The sequence below is a fragment of the Halorubrum sp. JWXQ-INN 858 genome, from assembly GCF_009806985.1.
Lineage (GTDB): Archaea > Halobacteriota > Halobacteria > Halobacteriales > Haloferacaceae > Halorubrum.
This window is the reverse complement of record NZ_WUAX01000011.1, coordinates 179,454-198,482: the sequence shown is the minus strand read 5'-3', so window position 1 is coordinate 198,482 and position 19,029 is coordinate 179,454. Positions and strand designations below refer to the sequence as shown.

Here is a 19,029-nt window from a genome sequence, read left to right as displayed (position 1 = left end):
ACGGCTCCGGCCGGCTTCCGTTCCGTCTCCGTTATCTCCCGATGCCTACACCAGACACCAACGACGACGTGCAAGCCGTCGACGAGACGGGCGACCCGATCGCGAAGGACGACCCCGACGACCCGCGAAACGAGCCCATCGGCCCGCGCGTCGGCCCGGACGGTCGCGAGGTCGTCGTTCCCCTTCGGCTGTACAAGACCGTCGTCGTCTTCTCGACGCTGGCGGCGGTCGTCACGTTCTTCGTCGGGTTCACGCTCATCGACGCGGCGACCCTCCAGGTGAGCTTCGTCCGGACGACGATCGTCTTCGTGCTCGACTCGATCGGGCTCGGGCTCGCGGAGGACGTGTTGAGCGCGGTGCTCGTCATCGCCGGCGTGTCGTCGATCCTGCTGGGAACGGCGATGTACGTGCTCGGAACGAGGTTCCGAGCCCAGGGAATGGGAAAGGCTCAAGAGGACTCCAGCGAAGGGTAAGGTAATGGCAGACGAGTTCATGAAGGGCCTGGCTCTCTTCACCATCGGGGGGCTCGGGTGGCTCACGTTCGCCGGCTGGTACCGGACGCCGAGCTTCTACGACATCAACCAGCTGTTCGCCGATCCGCGGGCCGCACAGAGCGTGTACGACGAGATCGGGATCTTCGCCGGCGATGCCTTCTTCTGGCTGATGATCGTCGGCGCGCTCACGTTCTGGGTCCTCGTTCCGGCGAGCCGCGAGCTGCGTGAAGCGCTCGCCGACGACGCGGCGAACTGACCGTCGATCGGCGTTTCCTCCGGTTTCTCGTCCGTTCTTCGCCGTCTACGCATCTCCCGTTTTCACCACCGCCCCCGACGTCAACGACCTACCCGGCGGTGCGCCCGTCGCCTTCCGAAGACGTCGCATCGGAGCTCCCTTCGAGCCAGGGGCTCCGATCGGAAGAGCCGGCATGTTACGTGTGGCCGGTGTGATGTGTGGCTGTTGTGACACGAGGGCGGTCCCGACGGGGACTCCGGTGTGACTCACGTGGCGGATCGTCCGGATCGACGATCGTGCAACGGCGCTGAAAAGGGACGTATCGGCGGATGCGAGAGCGACGGACGCGACGAAGGGGAGCGCGAACTCAGGCGATGATCTGGCCCCAGACGCCGGAGACGAGGAAGAACAGCGCGTAGTAGCCCGCGTAAAACACCACGAGCGCTGAGGCGACGAGCGCGCTTTTCGGGGCCTCGATCGTCATGTCGTTGCGCGCTTCGACGTTTCGGGCCTCGAACTCGAACAGGTCCGCGACGAGCATCGTCACGACGAGCACGGAGAGGATGACGCCGCCGGTCGGCGCGTCGAGCGCGAACAGGAAGCTCAACAGGATGAGCCCGATGTTCGTGAACGCGTGGGGCGTGTACGGCTCGACGCTGTCGCCGTCTTCGGCCTGTTCGACGTGGCGTCCGTGCGCGAGGTGTCGGGTCGCGAGGTTCGCGACGGCCATCACGAGGATCGCGAACGGCAGCACCGGCCCGACGACCGCCAACCAGTCGAGCGGCACGAGGAACTGCAGTGGGTCCATACCATCACTTCCGTGCACGACTCATTAGAGTTTTTCCAATCGGCGGCGCTCACTCGGGGGCGTCCGTCGTCGGAACCGACACGATCTCGATCCGCCCGGTCGCGGCGACGACGATCGGCTCGTACGGCGGGACGGTCCCCCGTCGACGGTCGTCGAGCACGACCGAGACGGGCTCCTCGTCGCGCTCGACGGAGAGGGTGACACGGTCGGGAACGACCCACGCGTCGGGCCGGGTCGTAAACGGTGCGACGGGGACGACGGAGAGTCCCGTTCCCGGCTCCAGCGTGGGGCCCTCCGCGGCCCCCGCGTACCCGTCGCTCCCGAGCGGCGTCGCGACGACGACGGCGTCCCCGCGAAACGTCGACGTCCGTCCGGCGGGGAACGACACGCCGTACTCCGAGATCCGTGCCGGTTCCTTCGTGAGCAGCGTGACGTCGAACAGCGCCGTCCCGACCGGTTCGCGGTCGCCGACGGTGACCGTCAGGAGGGGGTGGTCCCACGAGCGACCCCGGCCGTCGAGCAGGGCTTCGACGGCGGCCGCACCGACCCGGTGCGGGACGGCGAAGCGTCCGGTTCCGATCGGGAGCACGGGCGCCGACCCGTCTCCCCTCGCCGCGGCGGACAGCGCCCGCTCTCCGACCGCGACGACGACGTCCGCGTCGGCCGGGTCCGTCAGGAGCCCCCCGTTCGTCTCGACGGCGTCCCGGAGGTCGCGTTCGGCGTCGCCGTCCCGGAGGTCGCGTTCGGCGTCGCCGTCCCCGCGGTTGGCGTCTCCGTGGTCGAGGTCACCGCCCCCGTGGATCGCGACGCGACGCACCGGCTCGATCATACGCGTCGTCCGCGTGGCTCGGGTGAAAAACCCCCGGTTCCGATCGGGGGGCCGGGTATCGGAACCGTCTCGTGCCGGGGTTCGAAGGGACGTGCGAAGTGGTGTGGGACGCCCCTGTCGCGGCGGCCGCTCCGTTATCCGAGCGCGATAGTCGGCAGGGCGACCGCGGCCGCGGCCTCGAACGTCGAGCCGTACACGTGGTTCAACAGGAGGTAGGTCACGACGCCGAGGACGAGCGAGAGCAGCCACGAACCGGCCGCGATCCGTCCGACCGTCGCGTGGGGCGTCTCGTGGCGAAGCTCACGTTCGGAGTGGGTCAGCCCGAGGATCACGGCGTAGAGGACCACGGGGACCGCGAGCACGGAGAGGACGATATGGACCGCGAGCATGACCAGGTACGCGTAGTAAGCGAGGTCGGGGCCGACGAAGTACTTCGTGCCGCCGCCGGCGACCCGCGGGAGGTACATCGAGAGGAACACGAGGATCAGCGCGAACGAGACCACCATCGCGGCGGCGTGTTTCCGGACTTCGTCGCGACGGATCCAGTACAGTCCGAGCGAGAGCGTCACCACCGTCACGGTGTTGACGGCGGCGATCGCGTGGGTGAGCAGGTCGACGGTCCCCCGGGTGAGATCGGGGAACAACGACTGAAAACCGGGGACGAGGAACACGCCGAGGACCGCCGCGTAGCCGACGGCGGTGAGGAGCACGGTGAGCGTCCCGGCCCGTTCCTTGGCGCGGGCGCGCACGCTGGCGACTGACATACCGATCGATCCGTTCGCACGGGTAATCCGTCTTCGGGTTTTCCCGCTCGCCGGGACCGGCCGTCTCGGGCGACCGAGGGCTCAGATCACGCCCGTCGTCGTCGCGACCTCGATCGCGGCCTCCTCGCTGATCCCGCCCTGCAGGATCGTGTAGCGGTCGCGGATCTCGTGGGCCCCGGTGAACGCGTCGATGAGGTCCTGGTCGTCGATCCCGAGCTCCGCGGCCGTGTTCGGCGCGTCGAGCGCCTCCAGCGCGTTTCGGATCGCGGCCCACTGGCCGTCCTCGCCGCTGTGGAGGTACTCGGTCATGATCGAGGCGACGCCCACCTGATGGCCGTGCAGCGCCGCACCGGGTGCGATCCGGTCGAGCTGGTGGGAGATGAGGTGTTCGGCCCCCGAGGCCGGACGGGAGGAGCCCGCGATCGACATCGCGACGCCGGAGGAGACGAGCGCCTTCACGACGACCCACGACGACTCCTCTAACCCGGGTTTGATCATGTCCGCGCTCTGGACGAGCAGCTCGGCGGTCATCTCCGAGAGCGCGCCCGCGTACTCGCTGTACTCGACGTTTCGGAGGCGGCGGGCGAGACGCCAGTCCTTCACTGCGGTGTAGTTCGAGATGATGTCCGCACAGCCGGCGGTCGTGAGCCGCCACGGCGCGTTCGTGAGCAGCTCCGTGTCGGCGACGACCGCCAGCGGCGGGTCGGCGGCGACGGAGTGACGCGTGTCGCCCTCGGGGATCGACGACCGGCCGGAGACGATGCCGTCGTGCGAGGCGACCGTGGGGACGGAGACGAAGCCGACGCCGAGGTGGTCGGCCGCCATCTTCGCGGTGTCGATCGGCTTGCCGCCGCCGAGCGCGATGAGGTAGCCCGGATCGACCGCCTCGGCCGTGTCGATCAGCTCCTCGACCGCGTCGAACGACGCTCGCTCGACCACGGCGGTCGAGGGGTCGTCGAACTGCTCCCGCACCCGGTCGCCGGCGATCCCGTTCGGCGTCGGGCTCGTGACGATCAGGGGCCGCCCCGAGAGGTAGAGCTCGTCGACGGCGTCGCCGAGGTCGTCGACGACGCCGTGCCCCACGAGGACGCTTCGAGGGAGCTTGATCCACTTCGACTTCTCGAACATACCGAGGTGATCACGCCCCCGCGTGAAAGCCGTTGTCCATCGGCACCTCGCCGGTGCGCCTCCTCGACGTGCTCCATCGATACGCCGTACCGGCGCGCCCATCGACGTGTTCCATCGACGCGTCCCATCGACGTGTCCATCGGCGCGGCGACGGCTCACCAGGCGAGGACGCTCGTCGCGGCGTCGACGAGGAAGAAGACGCCGAAGCCGGCGAGCACGAGCGCCGAGCCGACGGCGACGACCGGCGCGAACGTCTCGATCCGGCGCTCGGCGGCGACGAGCGCCGCCGGGAACGCCACCACCCACCCGAACACGCCGGCGAAGAAGCCGCCCAACAGCGCGGGGGACCCGGTCGTGACGACCAGGGTGCCCGCGAGCTCGCCGCCGACGATCGGGAGCCGGGCGAGGACGTCGAGCCGGCCGGGCCGGAGGAGGCCGACCCCGACGGTCAGCCAGAAGAGGACCTGATACGGGTTCGTCAGCGCCAGCGCGAGCGCCTTTCGGAAGCCCTTCCCGGCGGCGATACGCGGCGTGTCGCCGGCCGTCGGGAGGAACGAGGCGCGGGCCCCGCGGGCCGCGCCGACCGCGAAGTAACACATGAGGACGCCGCCGACGGCGACCATGCCCGTCTGGAGCCGCGGGACCGATTCGATGAACGAGACGACGCCGACGTACGCGAGCACGAAGAACAACACGTCCGCGGTCGCCGCGCCGAGGCCGGCGCGGGCCCCCGCGAACCACCCGCGGAAGACGGCCTCCTCCGCGATCACCGCGTTCATCGGGCCCGGCGGTGCCGCCAGCGCGAGCCCGAACAGTCCTCCGACCGCGAACGTGACGACGATATCCACGCCTCCGGACACGTCGAGACCGGTGAAAAACCCCCGGCACGGAACCGTGTCCCTCAGGGGTGTGCGATCGACACCGATGGACGATCGTGGACAGTACACCCCCGAGACCGACACTCCGACGACCGGATCGCTCACTTCCCGTCGTTCCGATCCTGTCCGTCGCTCACTCCCCGTCGGTCCGGTCCGCGTCCTCGACCCGGATCGACCGGGCGACGTCGGCGGGGAGGCTCTGCTCGCCCGTCGGAGTCCGGACCGTCACCATCCCGAAGGGGGCGACGTCGACGACCTCGATCTCCGTCCCCGGCGTGACGCCCGCCGCGGCGAGATACTCGAGCTCCTCCTCGTCCCGGTCCGACACCCGCGTGACGACGAGCCGGTCGCCCTCGACGTGATCGGAGAGCCGCGGGCCGCTTCCCTCCTCGATCGGCTCGAGGTCCGCGCCCGGGATCGGGTCTCCGTGGGGGTCGACCTCGGGGTCGCCGAGCGCGTCGGCCACGCGCCGCTCGAACTCCTCGGAGATGTGGTGTTCCAACGCGTCGGCCTCCTCGTGCACCTCGCTCCAGTCGTAGTCGAGCTGCTCGGCGAGGAACGCCTCCAGCAGGCGGTGGTGGCGGACGACCTCCAGCGCGACCGCCTCGCCCTCCGCGGTGAGCTCGACGCCCTGGTACGGCTCGCGATCGACGAGCCCCCGGTCGGCGAGCTTGCCCAGCATGTCCGTCACCGACGGGGCCGTCTTGTCGAGATACGCCGCGATCGCGGACGTCGAGACGGGCGGCCCCTCCTCCGACTGGAGGACGTAGATCGCCTTGAGGTAGTCCTCCATGACGTCGCTGAGCATTTATAAGCGATCGTGGTCGCGTCGGCATATAGCTGTCGGGACCCCGTGTGCCCCAGTGTGGTCTCACGTGCTCCCGTGTGGCCCCGATCCGACGCCGACGCCGACGACAACGACGCCGCTGACGACGACGCCGACGCTGACGCCGACGCCGAGCCGCTTCCGGCCGTCGGACGTGCCGCTCGGTTAGGATTCCTGTAATCCCTCGTCCCGGAGCGCCTCGTTCAGGTCCTCCCGCACCCGCTCGCCGGTCTCGCGGTCCATCGCGGTCGTGACGATCCGGTTCTCCTGGACGCTGGAGCCGTCGCGCAGGAGGAGCCGGACGTTGCCGTTCGTCCCCGCGCGCGTCGCCTTCGCGCGCAACCCGGTCCGGGAGCCGGTGCCGCCGGCGTCGATCGGGCCCGGAACGATCTTCTTCACGTGCGGGTGTCCGGCGACGGTCCCGATCGCCTTGCGTCCCTTGCGCCCGCCGATGAGCGTTGAGTGTGAGCCGCCGATCTTCTCGCGCGGCGGGGTCTCGACCACCTCCAGCGCGCGGTCGCCCCGTCGATCGAGCACCCAGTCGACGACCGCGCCGTGTCCCTCGGTCCCGTCGATCGCGTCGTCGACGCCGCCATCGCTCGGCGGGACGCGGTAGAACTCGTAGTGCACCTGTGCGCGCGTCTCGCGGACGGGGTCGCGGTCGCCGGCGGCGTACACCGTCTCCGGGCGCTTCCGGCGGAGCTCGTCCGCGACGCGGCCGGCGAAGTTCCGCAGCTGGACCGCCGTCAGCTCCTGGTCGGTCTCCGGGCGGGTCGTCACCGTCGTCGTCCCGATCACCTCGTCCTCGTCGAGGATCGTCAGGCGCGCGCGGTCGGGCGCGAACTCGACGACGACCGCGTCGGCGTTGGCGGTGTTGCAGGTGAGACAGTAGTCCCCGGGCTTCTCGAGCGGGGTCCCACACCGCCGGCAGTTCATGCCGGGGAGACGCACGTGGCGGGTAAAAGGGCGTTCGTTCCGGGTTCCCCTCCCGGGTGGTCCCTACGTATGTCGGAACAACGTTGATGCCCCGTCCGGCGGTGGGTGAGCCGTGAGCTACCTGACGCCTCCGGGACGCCTTCCGGCCGGCGCGACGGCACGGGGTGAGTCGGCGTGGAACTGATGGACGTGACGCTTCGGGAGGGCGACCAACAGCCCGGGCGGGACTACGACCTCGACGCGAAGCTGGAGGCCGGGCGCGCGCTCGATCGGCTCGGGATCGGCTACCTGCAGGCGGGATTCCCGGCGACCGGCGAGCGCGACCGCGAGGCGATCGCCACGCTGGCGGCCGAGTGCGACGCCGCGGTGGTCGGTCTCGCCCGTGCGCTCCCGTCGGACGTCGACGCCGCGCTCGACGCGGAGGCCGACGTCGTCGACGTGTTCGCCCCCTTGGGGACCCACCACCTCGACCGCGTTCTCGGGAAGACCCGCGAAGGGATGATCGAATCGGTTCGCGACGCGCTCGACCGCGTCGACGACGCCGGCGCGACGGCACACCTCAGCCTGCTGGACGCGTTTCGGACGGATCCGGAGCACGTCCGTCGGGCGTTCGCGACGTTCCCCGACGTCGAGTACGTCACCCTGGCGGACACGGTCGGCGTCAGGACGCCGGCGCGGGTCGCCCGGCGGCTGTCCGAGCTCGACGAGCACGTCGACCTGTCGCGCGCGGGCGTCCACTTCCACGACGACCTCGGCGTCGCCACGGCGAACGCGCTCGTGGCGGCCGACGCGGGCGTCGGGAAGGCCGACGTGAGCGTCGCCGGACTGGGCGAGCGGGCGGGGAACGTCCCGCTCGAGGAGCTCGTCGTCGCGACGGCGATCGCTGACGACGACCCGGGCCCGGACCCGGGCCCGGAGCCGGAGCCGTTCGGGATCGACGCGGACGGACTCGTTCCCGTCTGTGAGGCGGTGCTTGCGGCGCTCGAGGAGCCCGTCCCGGAACGGAAGCCCGTCCTCGGCGCCGAGGTGACCCGCCACGAGTCCGGACTGCACACGGCGGCGATGCTCGACGACCCGAGCACCTTCGAGCCGTACGCGCCGGACCGGTTCGGTGGGAGCCGCGAGCTGGTGTTCGGGGTCGGAACCGGGAGGCGGGGCGCGAGCCGGCTGCTCGAGCGGGCCGGCGCCGAGCCGACTCCGGACGCCGTCGAGGCGCTGCTCGAGCGGCTCGCGGCGAACGGACCGGTGACGACCGACGAGGCGGTCGAGCTGGCCGCGGCGGTCCACGCGGACGGACCGGACCGCCCAGCCGACGGCGACGGCGACTGATCAGCGCACGCTTCGCTCGGACTCGTCGGCGGCGGGGGCCGCGAGCGCGCGGGTCAGCAGCTTCTTTTCGGCCTTGCGGAGGTGTTCGAGGAACGTGGGGTGGGTGATCCCGAGCTCGCTCGCGACGGTCTCGGCGTCCGCCCCACGCGGCCAGTCGTAGTAGCCGGCCTCGATGGCGGTCTCGACCGCCTCCTGTTGGCGGCGCGAGAGCCCTGACGGGCGGTCCGGGACCCGCGAGAGCTTCTCGACGTGTGGCGTCCCGATCGCCTCCAACCCCTCGACGATGTCGCGGATGTCCGCCCGGGAGAACGCCAACACGTCGAACACCCGTTCGGTGCCGAGCGCGCGGTCCACGCCGTGGAGCATCCCGTTGTGTCTCCGGATCACCGGGATCGCCCCGCAGGAACGCTTCCGAACGAACAGCGTCGTCTCGCCCGCCGTTCCGACGCGCTCGACCGCGCTCGACTCCGCCAGCCGGGCCGCGATCTCGTCGCGCTGTTCGGGGACTTCGGCGACGAACGTGAGGGTTCCGTCGTCGTGAACCTCCTCGTGGGTGACGACGATCGGCCGGTCGAACTCGCGGGTCACGTCGTTGAGGACGTAATCCGAGTCGAGGTCGAGCCGGATCGTGGTTCGGAGCATATCGCCGAGTCGCCTTCGGGACGCAAGAGCGTTCTCCCTTCCACCTATATAAAGCACCAACACGAGTAGGCTCAAACCCTATCCCTCCGACCCCATTTGATGAGATCATGTCTCATGCCATCGTTCGTGACAGTACCGTGCGACGGACGCGCACGGGAGGACGGGCGATCGGCGGCGGACGCTGACCACGTGCGGACATCCACACCAATGACACGAACGCTCACACGACGTGACACGCTGAAAGCGGCGGGTATCGCGGCGACGGGAACGATCGGGCTCGCGGGCTGTCTCGGCGAGGAGGGGGAGTACCCGTCCGACGACCTGACCGTGATCATTCCGTTCGACGAGGGCGGCGGCTCCGACACGATCGTCCGGCAGATGGCGGACCCGCTCTCGGAGGAGTTGGGCGTCAACATCCGCCCGGAGAACGTGCCGGGCGCGGGGTCGATGCGTGGGATCGGGCAGCTGCTCACCGAGGAGCCGGACGGCTACACCTGCGCGAAGTTCAACCCGCTGACGACCTCGATCCAGGCGATGGTCAACCCGCCGGACTTCGAGATGGCCGACCTGAAGGGGCTCGCGACGATCGGGTTCAACGCGATCGTCCTCGTCGCCGACGCCGACGAGGAGGTCGACGGCCTCGACGGCCTCATCGACGGCTACACCGACGGGGAGTACGACAACCTCGGCGGGCTCGGCGTCAACTACCTGCCGAACGCGATGTTCTTCAAGGAGCGGTTCGGCATGGAGTGGAGCAACTACATCGAGTACAGCGGGGCCGGCCCGATCAACCAGGCGGTCGCCTCCGGGGAAGTTCCGGCGGCGGTCACCTCCGACGCCGGTGCCGCACAGGCGGTGGAGAGCGGCGACGTCGACGTGCTCGCCGTCCTCACCAGCAACGGGAGCGAGGTCTTCCCGGACGCGCCGACCGTCCCGGACCTCGGCTACGAGAACATGGACTTCATCGGCCAGGTCACGCGGGCGATGTGGGTCCCGCCGGAGACCCCGGACGACCGCGTCGAGACGCTCGCCGAGGGGATCGAGGCCGTCATCGAGGGCGACGTCATGCAGTCGTGGTCCGACGACACCGGCAACCCGATGACGTACGGGTCGCCGTCGGAGGCCGACGACGTCCTCGACCGGGTGTGGACCGAGATCCCGGACGTCGTCGACATCGACGAGCTCCGCGAGGCCTCGGAGTAGTCGCGGAGGATGGAGGGCAAGGACCGAACCGAGATCGCGCTGCTGTTCGTCTTCCTCGCGGTCGCGACCGGTTTCGTCGTGCAGACCTTCGGCTTCCGGTCGAGCTCGGCGGCGCTGTTCCCGCGGCTGACCGCCGCGGTCGTCCTCGTCGGGGGCGTCCTACTGCTGTTCGAGAGCCGGCTCCCCGAGCCGGTCCGACGGGTCGTCGCCGAGCCGGTCGACCTCGTCGACCGCGAGGAGTTCGGGTCGGTTGACGACGGAGACGATCCCAGCCAGGGTTCGACCGGGGACGGAACGGGAACGGATCGGGGCGGGGACGGAACGGGAACGGATCGGGGCGGGGACGGAACGGGAACGGATCGGGGCGGGGACGGAACGGGAACGGATCGGGGCGGGGACGGAACGGCGACGAGCCGAGACGCCGGCTCCCGATTCACCCCGAGACAGTTCCTTTTCGCCGCGGTCACGGGCTACGCGGCGCTCGCGTACGTGGCTAGCATCCTCGTCGCAACGCCGCTTTTCGTCGCGGCGTACGGCCGCTGGAACGGGCAGCGACCCGCGTACGTGGCCGTGCTCGCGCTGGTCGGCGTCGGGCTCTGCTGGCTGTTCATCTGGCTGGCGAACGCCCCGCTCGATCGCGGGCTCCTGTTCCCACGGGGGATCCTCTAGATGACGTTCGCCGCCTTCCTCGAAGGGCTCCAGATCGCCTTCTCGTGGCCGACGATCGGCTGGATGGTCGCCGGGGTGCTCCTCGGCATCGTCATCGGGGCGGTGCCGGGTATCGGGCCGAACCTCGGGATGGCCGTCACGCTGCCGCTGACGCTGCCGCTCGGCGGGACGAACGCGATCGTCCTGCTCATCGGGATCTACTCCGGGTCGATGTACGGCGGGTCGATCGCGGCGATCCTCGTCAACGTCCCGGGCACCGCCGCGGCGGCGGCGACGACGTTCGACGGCTACCCGCTCTCGCGACAGGGCGTCGCGTCGATGGCGCTGTCGGCGTCGGCCGTGAGCTCGGCGCTGGCGGGCTTCATGACCGTCGCGGCGTTGATCGTCATCTCGCCGCTCATCGTCACCATCGTCTTGGCGATGGGGTCGCCGGAGTACTTCCTCGTCGCCGTGCTCGGGCTGTCGATGATCACCATCGTTGCGCGCGGATCGATGGTGAAGGGGCTCGTCGCCGGCGCGTTCGGGCTCATGCTGACGACGATCGGGATCGCCCCGATGCTGTCCGAGGTGCGCTTTACCGGCGGGTCGCTCGCGCTGTACGACGGCCTCTCCTTCGTCGCGGCGATCCTCGGCCTGTTCGCGATCGCCGAGATGCTCAAGCTCGCGGGCGAGTCCGGCGGGATCGCCCGCGAGGACGTCGACACCTCCGGGAGCGTCTGGGAGGGCGTCCGGGAGGTCGCCGCGCGGCCGGTGACGGTCGTAAAGTCGGCGTTCATCGGAATGTTCATCGGCTCGCTCCCCGGGTCGGGCGCGGCCGTCTCCAACTTCGTCGCCTACGGGGAGGCGATGCGCTCTTCGGAGTCCGACGGATTCGGGCGGGGCGAGATCGAGGGCGTGATCGCCGCCGAGGCGTCCAACAACGGGACCGTCGGCGGGTCGCTCATTCCGGCGCTGTCGTTCGGGATCCCGGGCTCGGGGGCCACCGCCGTGCTGCTCGGCGGGCTGTTGATGCACGGGCTCCAGCCCGGCCCGGACATGTTCGACGGCGAGCTCGCGCTGACGTACAGCCTGTTCGTCGCGCTGTTCCTCGGGAACGCGATCATCCTCGTCGTCGGCCTCGCGCTGATCACCCGAACCGAGTACTTGACCAAGGTCAACACGGACTACCTCATCCCCGTGATCGTCGTGTTGGCGATCGCCGGCGGGTTCACCCTCCGCAGCAACTGGGCCGACGTCGCGACGATCGTCCTGCTCGGGGGGATCGGCTACTACATGTTCGAACACGACTACTCGGTGATCGCCTTCATCCTCGGGATGGTTCTCGGGCCGATCGCCGAGGAGAACTTCACCCGTTCGCTGCAGCTGTCGGACGGGTCGTGGACGATCTTCGTCGCGAGCTGGCCCTCCCGCCTGCTCGTCGCCGCCGTCCTGGTCATCCTCGTCGGGCCGCTGCTCAAGGACTGGTACGTCTCGCGCGGGCACGGCGCGACGTGACCCGACGCCGCACGGCCCTTCGACGACTCCGAACCGACGTCGGCACGGCCTCCACACGGGCCGGTCGGACCGACACCGAACCACGCGAAACCGATTCCACATGACTGACACCGACGCGAAGACCGACTTGGATCGCCCGCTGGACGACGTCACCGTCGTCGAGCTCGGCCACATCGCCGCGGGGCCGTTCTGCTCGCTGCTGCTCGCCGAACTCGGCGCGGAGGTGGTGAAAGTCGAGCGCCGCGCGAGCGGCGGCGACTCCGTCCGGGACAGCACCCCGGTCGGGAACGGCCTGTTCAACGCGGTCAACCGGAACAAGCTGGGGATCACCCTCGACCTCAAGACGGGGGGCGGCCTCGACGCCTTCACCGACCTGATAGCCGAGGCGGACGTGTTCGTCGAGAACCTCCGCCCCGGCGCGCCCGACCGGCTCGGGATCGGCTACGACGACCTCCGCGCGGTCAACGAGGGGCTCGTCTACTGCTCGGTGAAGGGGTTCAACGAGGGGCCGTACGCGTCGTACCCGGCGCTCGACCCCGTCGCGGAGGCGCTCTCCGGGTTGATGAGCGTGACGGGCCACCCCGGAAACCCGCCCGCACGGGCGGGGACGAGCGTCGCCGACATGACCGCGGCGCTGTTCGGCGCGTTCGGGGTCGTCGCCGCGCTCCGCCAGCGCGAGCACACCGGCGCGGGCCAGCGCGTCACCGCGCCGCTGTTCGAGAGCACCGTCTCCCTGATGGGGTACTGGCTCGTCTACGCACAGACGTCCGGGGAGACGCCCGACCCGATCGGGGCCGGCCACGACAACTGGGCCCCGTACGACGTGTATCGGAGCGCCGACGACCGCTGGGTGTTCGTCGGCCCCTCCTCGCAGGCGCAGTGGGAGCGGCTCTGTGACGCGCTCGACGTGCGGCTCCACGAGGAGGACCGGTTCGAGACCGTCGCCGACCGGCGACGCAACGAGCCGGCGTTGGACGAGGCGCTCCAGGCCGTCATCGGATCGATCCCCGCGGCGGCGCTCGTCGAGGGGTTGCGCGAGGTGGACGTCCCCGTCGCCCCCGTTCAGGACGTCTCGGAGGTTCCGACGGACCCGCACCTCGTCGAGACCGACGCGCTCGGCGAGGTGGAGACCGCGACCGGCGACCACGAGACGGTGACCGTCCCGAAGCTCCCGATACGGTCGTCGGCGTACTCCCGGATCGACCCCGCCGACCCGCCCGCACTCGGAGCAGACACGGAGCGAGTGCTCGAGGAGCTCGGCTACGACGCGGACGAGATCGAGCGACTCGAGCGGGACGGCGTGATCTGAACCGGCGCTCCCGTTCCCGCGTTTCTTCCACCGATCGGCTCCGTGGCGTTTCCCGTCGATCGGCTCCGTGGCGTTTCCTCCCGACCCGTGGCTTCAGTCGCGAGTTCCGGACTCCAGACACGCGGCGACGACGCGTAGGGCCGCCTCCCCGCGAACCTCGTTCGCGAGCAGGGGCACCCGTTTGACCTCGCGCCCGCGGAAGAGGTCGGTCGCGCGCCGGAGGGCCTGCTGTTGGACCTCCCACCGCCGCGCACAGAACTCACAGCCCTCCGGGTCGGGCTCGACGATCCACTCCGGGTCGACGTCAGCGACGTCGCTCACGCGCTCCATCACGCGGTTGACCACGAGCGTGTGGACCGGGATCTCGAACTCCTCGAGGCGGGCGACCAGGCGCTCGGACTCGACGACGCTCATCTCCTCGGGGATCATCACGACGCGGAAGTCCGTCCTCTCGGGGTCCTGAAGGACGGCGCGCAGCCGCTCGATCCGGTCGCGAAGCTCGTCGAGGTCGGCGGTGGGGTCGGCGTCGTCGCCGCCGCCGAACATGCCTTTGAGGCCGTCCATCATCCCGGAGAACTGCTGGCGGAGCTTCAGCATTCGCCCGAGCATTGAGTCCATGATCTCCGGCAGCTGGAGGAGCCGGAGGGTGTGGCCGGTCGGCGCGGTGTCGATGATCACCCGGTCGAACCGCGGGTCGTCGAGGTATTCGAGGAGCTGGCGCATCGCCGCCGCCTCGTCCGCGCCGGGCATCGTGCCGCCGAGGAGCGAGCCGGGGGCGTCGTCCATCCCCTCGGCGGCGTCCGCGGCCGCCCCGCCCATCGGCCCCATGCCGCCCATCGCGTCGCCCATGCCGCCGATCCCGCCGAGCGGGTCGCCGTCCCCGCCGAACGGCCCCTCCGCCATCGCGGCGTCGGGGTCGATCTCGGCGGCGAACAGCGGCACGTCCTCGCGGATCCGCGCGGGCTCCGCGGGGACGTCGACCTCGAAGGTGTCCGACAGCGAGTGGGCTGGGTCCGTCGAGACGACGAGCGTTCGGACGCCGCCGGCGGCCGAGGAGAGCCCCGTCGCGGCCGCCATCGTCGTCTTCCCGACGCCGCCCTTGCCGCCGTACAGCACGTACTCGGGTGCGTCGACCCCCTGTGGGAGGTCCGCACCGGCGTCGACGGTCGCAGCGTCTTCGGCGGTCGCGGCGTCTTCGGCGGTCGCGGCGTCTTCGACGGTCGCGGTGTCCTCGACGCGCTCTACCGGCTCGACGTCGATCTCGTCCATACCCCACGTCGTGACGGGGCGTTTGTGTACCCGTCGGTCCGCGCCGGGAGGTCTCGTGTCGCCTCCCGCCGTCGCTCCCGTCTCTTATAAGCCGCCGTCGCTCCCGTTCCTTATAAGCCGCCGTCGAGCCGTTCGACGACGGTCTGGAGGTCCGCTTCGGCCTCCACGTCGCGTTTGACGTCCTCCCGGCGACGGACCGCTTCGGAGTCGGCGTCGTACGCGCGGACGTACTCGGCGCGGGTGTGTTCGTCGAAGGCGTGCCGGATGGCGAAGTAGCCGTCGGGGACGATCGTTCCACACACCTTACACTCGTGGCGTTGGTGCTCGCTCGTCTGGTGGACGATCGCCGACTCGACGTCGTCGAAGGAGGCGTCACAGCCGTCGATTCCGCACGTCCAGCGGGACATACGTGGCGGTCGGCGGGGAGGGGGTTAACCGTTTTCCCCGCAGTCGCGGCGGACGGGCGAACGACACGCCTTTGCTCGGCCGCGTCAACGTCCGTCCGTGACCCGACCTCGCACCCGTGTCGACGCCCACGTGAAGGTGCTCGACGCCCACGTCGTCGCCCTCGCGAAGGAGCGCGGGATGGACGCCATCGTGTACGCCCCCCACTTCACGCGGCTCCCGTCGATCCGGGAGCGGGCCGCCCGTTTTTCGGACGACGAGCTGGCGGTCCTCCCCGCCCGCGAGGTGTTCACGGGCGACTGGGGGAACCGGCGGCACTTGCTCGCGCTCGGCTTGACCGAGCCGGTCCCCGACTACATCACCTTCGAGGCCGCGATGGCGGAGTTCGACCGGCAGGACGCCGCGGTGCTCGTCCCGCACCCAGCGTTCGCGACGGTGTCGCTGACGCGCCCGGAGATCGAGGCGCACGCCGCTCGGCTCGACGCCGTCGAGACGTACAACACGAAGCTGCTTCCGCATCAGAACGCCCGCGCACAGCGGATCGCCGACGAGCTCGACATCCCCGGGTTCGGGTCGTCGTACGCCCACCTCCGGGGGACCGTCGGCGAGGCGTGGACGGCGTTCGACGGGCGGCTCGCCGACGCCGAGGCGATCGTCGACGCGTTCCGCGAGGGGCGGCCCCGAACGGTGGTTCACCGCGGCGGGCTCTCCCACCGGCTCCGCGGGCTCCTCGAGTACGCCCATCTCGCGTACGAGAACACGTGGACGAAAGCCGACCGGATCTTCCTGTCGGGCGACGAGCCGACCCTCCCGACGAACGTCGCCTACGAGGGACGCTTCGACGACGTCAGCGTCTACACGGGCGGGATCTCGGACTACCGCCCGCGGTAGCGGGGCGTTCGACCGTCGTTTATAAGTGGTTCGTCGGTGTTCGGCGGTCGTTTATCAGTGATGCGTCGGTGTTCGTCGGTCGTTTATAAGGGGACGTGGAAGCCGCCGCGTTGCCACCTCGGGTGAGTGGGTCATTTATCACGTTTCGAGGGGATTTTCGCGGTCGCGGGGCCGCACCGGGTCACACTGGGTCACACCGGTCGCATTGCACCGCACCTCTGCCCTCCCCAGCCTCGGTCGACGGCGGCCGCGGGACCGCACCGCGCCGCGCCGCGGCCGCCGCCGACCTCCCTCGCGCGCGTTTCTCGCGCGCGCCACGTTGTGAGCTCGAGCTCAGCAGGTCGACGAGCCGGCTCAGTGACGTCGACGAGCCGGCTCAGAGGCCGAATCCGGCGGCCGCCACGGTCACGTCCGTGTCGAGCTCGACGACGTACGTGTGGACCGCCCAGAACGCGACGATCTCGAGGGCGGTGATGATCACGGTGAGGAGGTCCGCGTACTTGCTGCTCGTCGTGACGCCGAACGGGAGCGAGTACTCCTGTTCGGACAGCGGGTGGAAGAGCGCGATCCCCCGGCGGCTGCCGACCAGGTCGAGCACGTAGTGGGTCAACACGCCGATCCAGACGAAGTGGAGATTGTCGAAGAGGATCGGGTACGCGAGGAACACCCCGAGAACGGGAAGGCTGTGGAGCGTTTTCCGGTGTTTCCCGAAGGCGGTGTCGACGTCCGGGAACAGCGCCCCCAACACGATCGGGACGGATATCTGGGCGATCTTCGTCGCGGTGTCGAGGTCGACGCCCGGCTCGAGCACGAACCCGATGCCGATCGCGAGCAGGATCCCGTTGAGCACGTGGCCGCGTTTGTTCATATCCGCGAGTCGAACGGGGGTCCCTCAAAGCTGTGGATCCCGCCCGACGCCGTCGACGTGGCGGCGATCGCGGCGCGCGACGTTCCGTCCTTGCCCCGTCCTCGTCCCGAAAGAGCCACGGGGGTCGCCCTCGACCGCCCCCCATGGAGTACGAGGAGCCGCAGTTCTTCCACGTGATGGAGTACGCGGCCGCCGCCGACGGCGACGTCATCGACATGGTGAGCGGGAACCCCGACTGGGAGCCGCCGGGCGCGATCCGCGAGGCGCTCGCCGAGTACGCCGAGCTCCCGAGCGACGCGTTCCAGTACCCGCCGAGCGAGGGCCTCGTGGAGCTGCGGGAGGCGATCGCCGCCCGTCGGAACGTCGACGTCGACCAGGTCGTGGTCACGAACGGGACCGGCGAGGCGAACTACCTCGCGATGGCGCGGGCGTTCGAGCGCGACGCCGGGTCCGAGGCGCTGCTCATGGACCCCGTTTACCCGTACTACCCCGGGAAGACCGAGCTGCTCGGCGGCGAGCCGACGCTCGTCCCGACCGAACGCGACGGCGGGCTCGACGTCGACGCCGTCCGCGCGGCCGCGAGCGAGGAGACCGCGCTGATCGTCCTCAACACCCCGAACAACCCGACGGGAGCCGTCTACGACGTCGAGGCGGTCCGCGAAGTGGTCGCGATCGCCGAGGCCGTCGACGCGCTCGTCCTCGTCGACGAGGTGTACGACCACTTCGACCACACCGGGTCGTTCGAGTCCGCGCTCACGATCGACTCCGACCGCCGGATAGTGACGAGCGGCTTCTCGAAGTCGATGGCGATCACGGGGTTCCGCGTGGGCTACGCGGTGTTCCCCGACGAGCACGTCTTTCAGGCAAAGGCCCGCCACATGCTCGTGAACGTCGCCGGCGCGCGCCCGTCGCAGTACGCCGTCCTCCACGCGCTTCGGCGGACCGAGCCGGAGTACTACGCGGCCGGCCGGGAGCTGCTCGCCGACCGGATCGACGCGTTCACCGCCGCGCTCGACGAGGCCGGCGCGGAGTACACCCGTCCGGAGGGGGCGTTCTACGTGCTGGCGCGCTTCGAGGGGTTCCCCGGCACGATGGAGAACGTCAAGCGGCTGATCGACGAGGTCGGCGTCGCGGGGATGCCCGGGGACACGTTCGGCACCGCGCGCGGCGACTGGATCCGCTTCGCGCTCGTCACCCCCCGTGCGGTCGAGGCGGCCGAGCGACTCGCCGAGCGGTTCGGCGAGTAGGCCGAGCGACTTGCCGAGCGGTTCGGCGAGTAGCCCGGGCGACGGCCGACTGTCGGTCTTCGTCCGATCTAACCCGATCCGACCCGATTCGACCGTCGGCCACAGGACTATCAGGTTGGAAACCCAACGGAAAGTATGGCAGACGACAAGCGTGGTCGGGACAAGCAGGCACGGGACGCGGAGCGTCGCCAACAGGAGCGCGAGATCGACGCGGCGGTGGAGCGCGGCGACGAGCCGGAGCCGCCGCTGGCCCCGGAGCTGCTCGACGACGTCGAGGCGGAGCTCGAGGCGGTGTCGTTCCCGGCGACGGGGGCGGAGGTCGTCGCGGCGGTCGGCGACCACGAGATCCGCGCGCCCACGGCGACGTACACCGTGGCGGAGCTCGTTCCCGACGCCGACGAGGAGCGCTTCGAGTCCCCGGCCACGGTCCGAAAGCGGGTCCGCCGGCCGAGGGTCGCCGCGACGATGAAGCGGATCGTGGAGGCCACCGCGACGCTACAGCGGGTGGACCTCGACGGGTCACAGCGCACGGGGTACGAGAAGACGCTCACGGAGCTCGCGACGGTCGCACCCGACACCGAAGGCGTCGAAACGATCGGCGACTGGATCGTCGATCGGATCCGCGACGACGGCACGCTCCCGGGGTCCCGCGCCGTCCGCCGGGAGGCGGCGTCGTTCTGTCGTGAGCGGGGGTACGACGTCAGCAAAGACGACTGGCTCGGGATCTGACGTTCGCCCGTTCTCCCTGATCGTCGCTCTCCCGACCCGCCCACCGGGTCGCCCGTCCGGCCGTTCACTTGGCCGC

21 protein-coding genes are annotated in these 19,029 nt (G+C 70.2%); 10 read left to right on the top strand and 11 right to left on the bottom strand.

The genetic code is table 11. The features are described 5' to 3' along the window. The first annotated feature begins 41 nt into the window (after positions 1 to 41). Entirely contained in the window at positions 42 to 473 is a 432-nt protein-coding gene (locus tag GRS48_RS09785) for a hypothetical protein (RefSeq protein ID WP_159485968.1), read from the top strand. Between the two features lie 4 nt (positions 474 to 477). Next, on the top strand, positions 478 to 750 hold the full coding sequence (locus GRS48_RS09780) for a hypothetical protein (protein WP_159485966.1): 273 nt from the start codon (positions 478 to 480) through the stop codon (positions 748 to 750). Between the two features lie 346 nt (positions 751 to 1,096). On the opposite strand, the gene GRS48_RS09775 is transcribed toward GRS48_RS09780, so the two are convergent. The 7 genes from GRS48_RS09775 to GRS48_RS09745 form a co-directional block, all read right to left on the bottom strand. Then, positions 1,097 to 1,537, bottom strand: coding sequence for a hypothetical protein (locus GRS48_RS09775; RefSeq protein ID WP_159485964.1), 441 nt, complete (start codon positions 1,535 to 1,537; stop codon positions 1,097 to 1,099). A 49-nt stretch (positions 1,538 to 1,586) separates the two neighbouring features. Next, a complete protein-coding gene (locus GRS48_RS09770; RefSeq protein ID WP_159485962.1) occupies positions 1,587 to 2,366 on the bottom strand; it encodes an NAD(+)/NADH kinase in 780 nt (259 codons plus the stop codon). A 134-nt stretch (positions 2,367 to 2,500) separates the two neighbouring features. Then, entirely contained in the window at positions 2,501 to 3,130 is a 630-nt protein-coding gene (locus tag GRS48_RS09765) for a DUF420 domain-containing protein (RefSeq protein WP_159485960.1), read from the bottom strand. 81 nt (positions 3,131 to 3,211) lie between these two features. Next, positions 3,212 to 4,258, bottom strand: coding sequence for an NAD(P)-dependent glycerol-1-phosphate dehydrogenase (locus GRS48_RS09760; RefSeq protein WP_159485958.1), 1,047 nt, complete (start codon positions 4,256 to 4,258; stop codon positions 3,212 to 3,214). 155 nt (positions 4,259 to 4,413) lie between these two features. Continuing rightward, positions 4,414 to 5,106 carry a LysE family transporter gene (locus GRS48_RS09755; protein ID WP_321168380.1) on the bottom strand — a complete coding sequence of 231 codons (693 nt, stop codon included), beginning with the start codon at positions 5,104 to 5,106 and terminating at the stop codon, positions 4,414 to 4,416. A 163-nt stretch (positions 5,107 to 5,269) separates the two neighbouring features. Further along, positions 5,270 to 5,944 carry a metal-dependent transcriptional regulator gene (locus tag GRS48_RS09750; protein ID WP_159485956.1) on the bottom strand — a complete coding sequence of 225 codons (675 nt, stop codon included), beginning with the start codon at positions 5,942 to 5,944 and terminating at the stop codon, positions 5,270 to 5,272. Positions 5,945 to 6,127: 183 nt separating this feature from the next. Then, positions 6,128 to 6,898: a DUF2103 domain-containing protein gene (locus GRS48_RS09745; RefSeq protein WP_159485954.1), complete on the bottom strand. Its 771-nt coding sequence runs from the start codon at positions 6,896 to 6,898 to the stop codon at positions 6,128 to 6,130. Positions 6,899 to 7,072: 174 nt separating this feature from the next. Between GRS48_RS09745 and GRS48_RS09740 the strand changes: the two genes are divergently transcribed. Further along, a complete protein-coding gene (locus tag GRS48_RS09740; RefSeq protein ID WP_394351199.1) occupies positions 7,073 to 8,227 on the top strand; it encodes a LeuA family protein in 1,155 nt (384 codons plus the stop codon). Here the strand turns inward: GRS48_RS09740 and GRS48_RS09735 are convergent, their stop codons facing one another. After that, the gene (locus tag GRS48_RS09735; RefSeq protein ID WP_159485952.1) at positions 8,228 to 8,869 is read right to left on the bottom strand and encodes a helix-turn-helix domain-containing protein; all 642 of its coding nucleotides are present in this window, start codon (positions 8,867 to 8,869) and stop codon (positions 8,228 to 8,230) included. Between the two features lie 207 nt (positions 8,870 to 9,076). On the opposite strand from GRS48_RS09735, the gene GRS48_RS09730 reads away from it, so the two are divergent. From GRS48_RS09730 to GRS48_RS09715, 4 genes are all read left to right on the top strand, one after another. Further along, a complete protein-coding gene (locus GRS48_RS09730) occupies positions 9,077 to 10,072 on the top strand; it encodes a tripartite tricarboxylate transporter substrate binding protein (RefSeq protein ID WP_159485951.1) in 996 nt (331 codons plus the stop codon). A 9-nt stretch (positions 10,073 to 10,081) separates the two neighbouring features. Then, on the top strand, positions 10,082 to 10,741 hold the full coding sequence (locus GRS48_RS09725; protein WP_159485949.1) for a tripartite tricarboxylate transporter TctB family protein: 660 nt from the start codon (positions 10,082 to 10,084) through the stop codon (positions 10,739 to 10,741). Further along, positions 10,742 to 12,235, top strand: a complete 1,494-nt coding sequence (locus tag GRS48_RS09720) for a tripartite tricarboxylate transporter permease (protein WP_159485947.1) — start codon at positions 10,742 to 10,744, stop codon at positions 12,233 to 12,235. A 100-nt stretch (positions 12,236 to 12,335) separates the two neighbouring features. Continuing rightward, positions 12,336 to 13,544, top strand: a complete 1,209-nt coding sequence (locus tag GRS48_RS09715) for a CaiB/BaiF CoA-transferase family protein (RefSeq protein ID WP_159485945.1) — start codon at positions 12,336 to 12,338, stop codon at positions 13,542 to 13,544. A 93-nt stretch (positions 13,545 to 13,637) separates the two neighbouring features. Here the strand turns inward: GRS48_RS09715 and GRS48_RS09710 are convergent, their stop codons facing one another. Together GRS48_RS09710 and GRS48_RS09705 are read right to left on the bottom strand one after the other, a co-directional pair. Beyond that, positions 13,638 to 14,813, bottom strand: a complete 1,176-nt coding sequence (locus tag GRS48_RS09710) for a TRC40/GET3/ArsA family transport-energizing ATPase (protein ID WP_159485943.1) — start codon at positions 14,811 to 14,813, stop codon at positions 13,638 to 13,640. Positions 14,814 to 14,923: 110 nt separating this feature from the next. Further along, positions 14,924 to 15,220 (bottom strand): hypothetical protein, encoded by a 297-nt coding sequence (locus GRS48_RS09705; RefSeq protein WP_159485941.1) that lies wholly within the window; start codon positions 15,218 to 15,220, stop codon positions 14,924 to 14,926. A 97-nt stretch (positions 15,221 to 15,317) separates the two neighbouring features. Here GRS48_RS09705 and GRS48_RS09700 point away from each other — a divergent pair, with 97 nt between their 5' ends. Then, a complete protein-coding gene (locus GRS48_RS09700) occupies positions 15,318 to 16,109 on the top strand; it encodes a PHP-associated domain-containing protein (protein WP_321168379.1) in 792 nt (263 codons plus the stop codon). Positions 16,110 to 16,485: 376 nt separating this feature from the next. Here the strand turns inward: GRS48_RS09700 and GRS48_RS09695 are convergent, their stop codons facing one another. Further along, the gene (locus tag GRS48_RS09695) at positions 16,486 to 16,977 is read right to left on the bottom strand and encodes a metal-dependent hydrolase (RefSeq protein ID WP_159485939.1); all 492 of its coding nucleotides are present in this window, start codon (positions 16,975 to 16,977) and stop codon (positions 16,486 to 16,488) included. Positions 16,978 to 17,120: 143 nt separating this feature from the next. On the opposite strand from GRS48_RS09695, the gene GRS48_RS09690 reads away from it, so the two are divergent. After that, positions 17,121 to 18,224 (top strand): pyridoxal phosphate-dependent aminotransferase, encoded by a 1,104-nt coding sequence (locus GRS48_RS09690; protein WP_159485937.1) that lies wholly within the window; start codon positions 17,121 to 17,123, stop codon positions 18,222 to 18,224. Between the two features lie 135 nt (positions 18,225 to 18,359). Further along, the gene (locus GRS48_RS09685) at positions 18,360 to 18,953 is read left to right on the top strand and encodes a hypothetical protein (protein ID WP_159485935.1); all 594 of its coding nucleotides are present in this window, start codon (positions 18,360 to 18,362) and stop codon (positions 18,951 to 18,953) included. Positions 18,954 to 19,029: the final 76 nt, after the last annotated feature.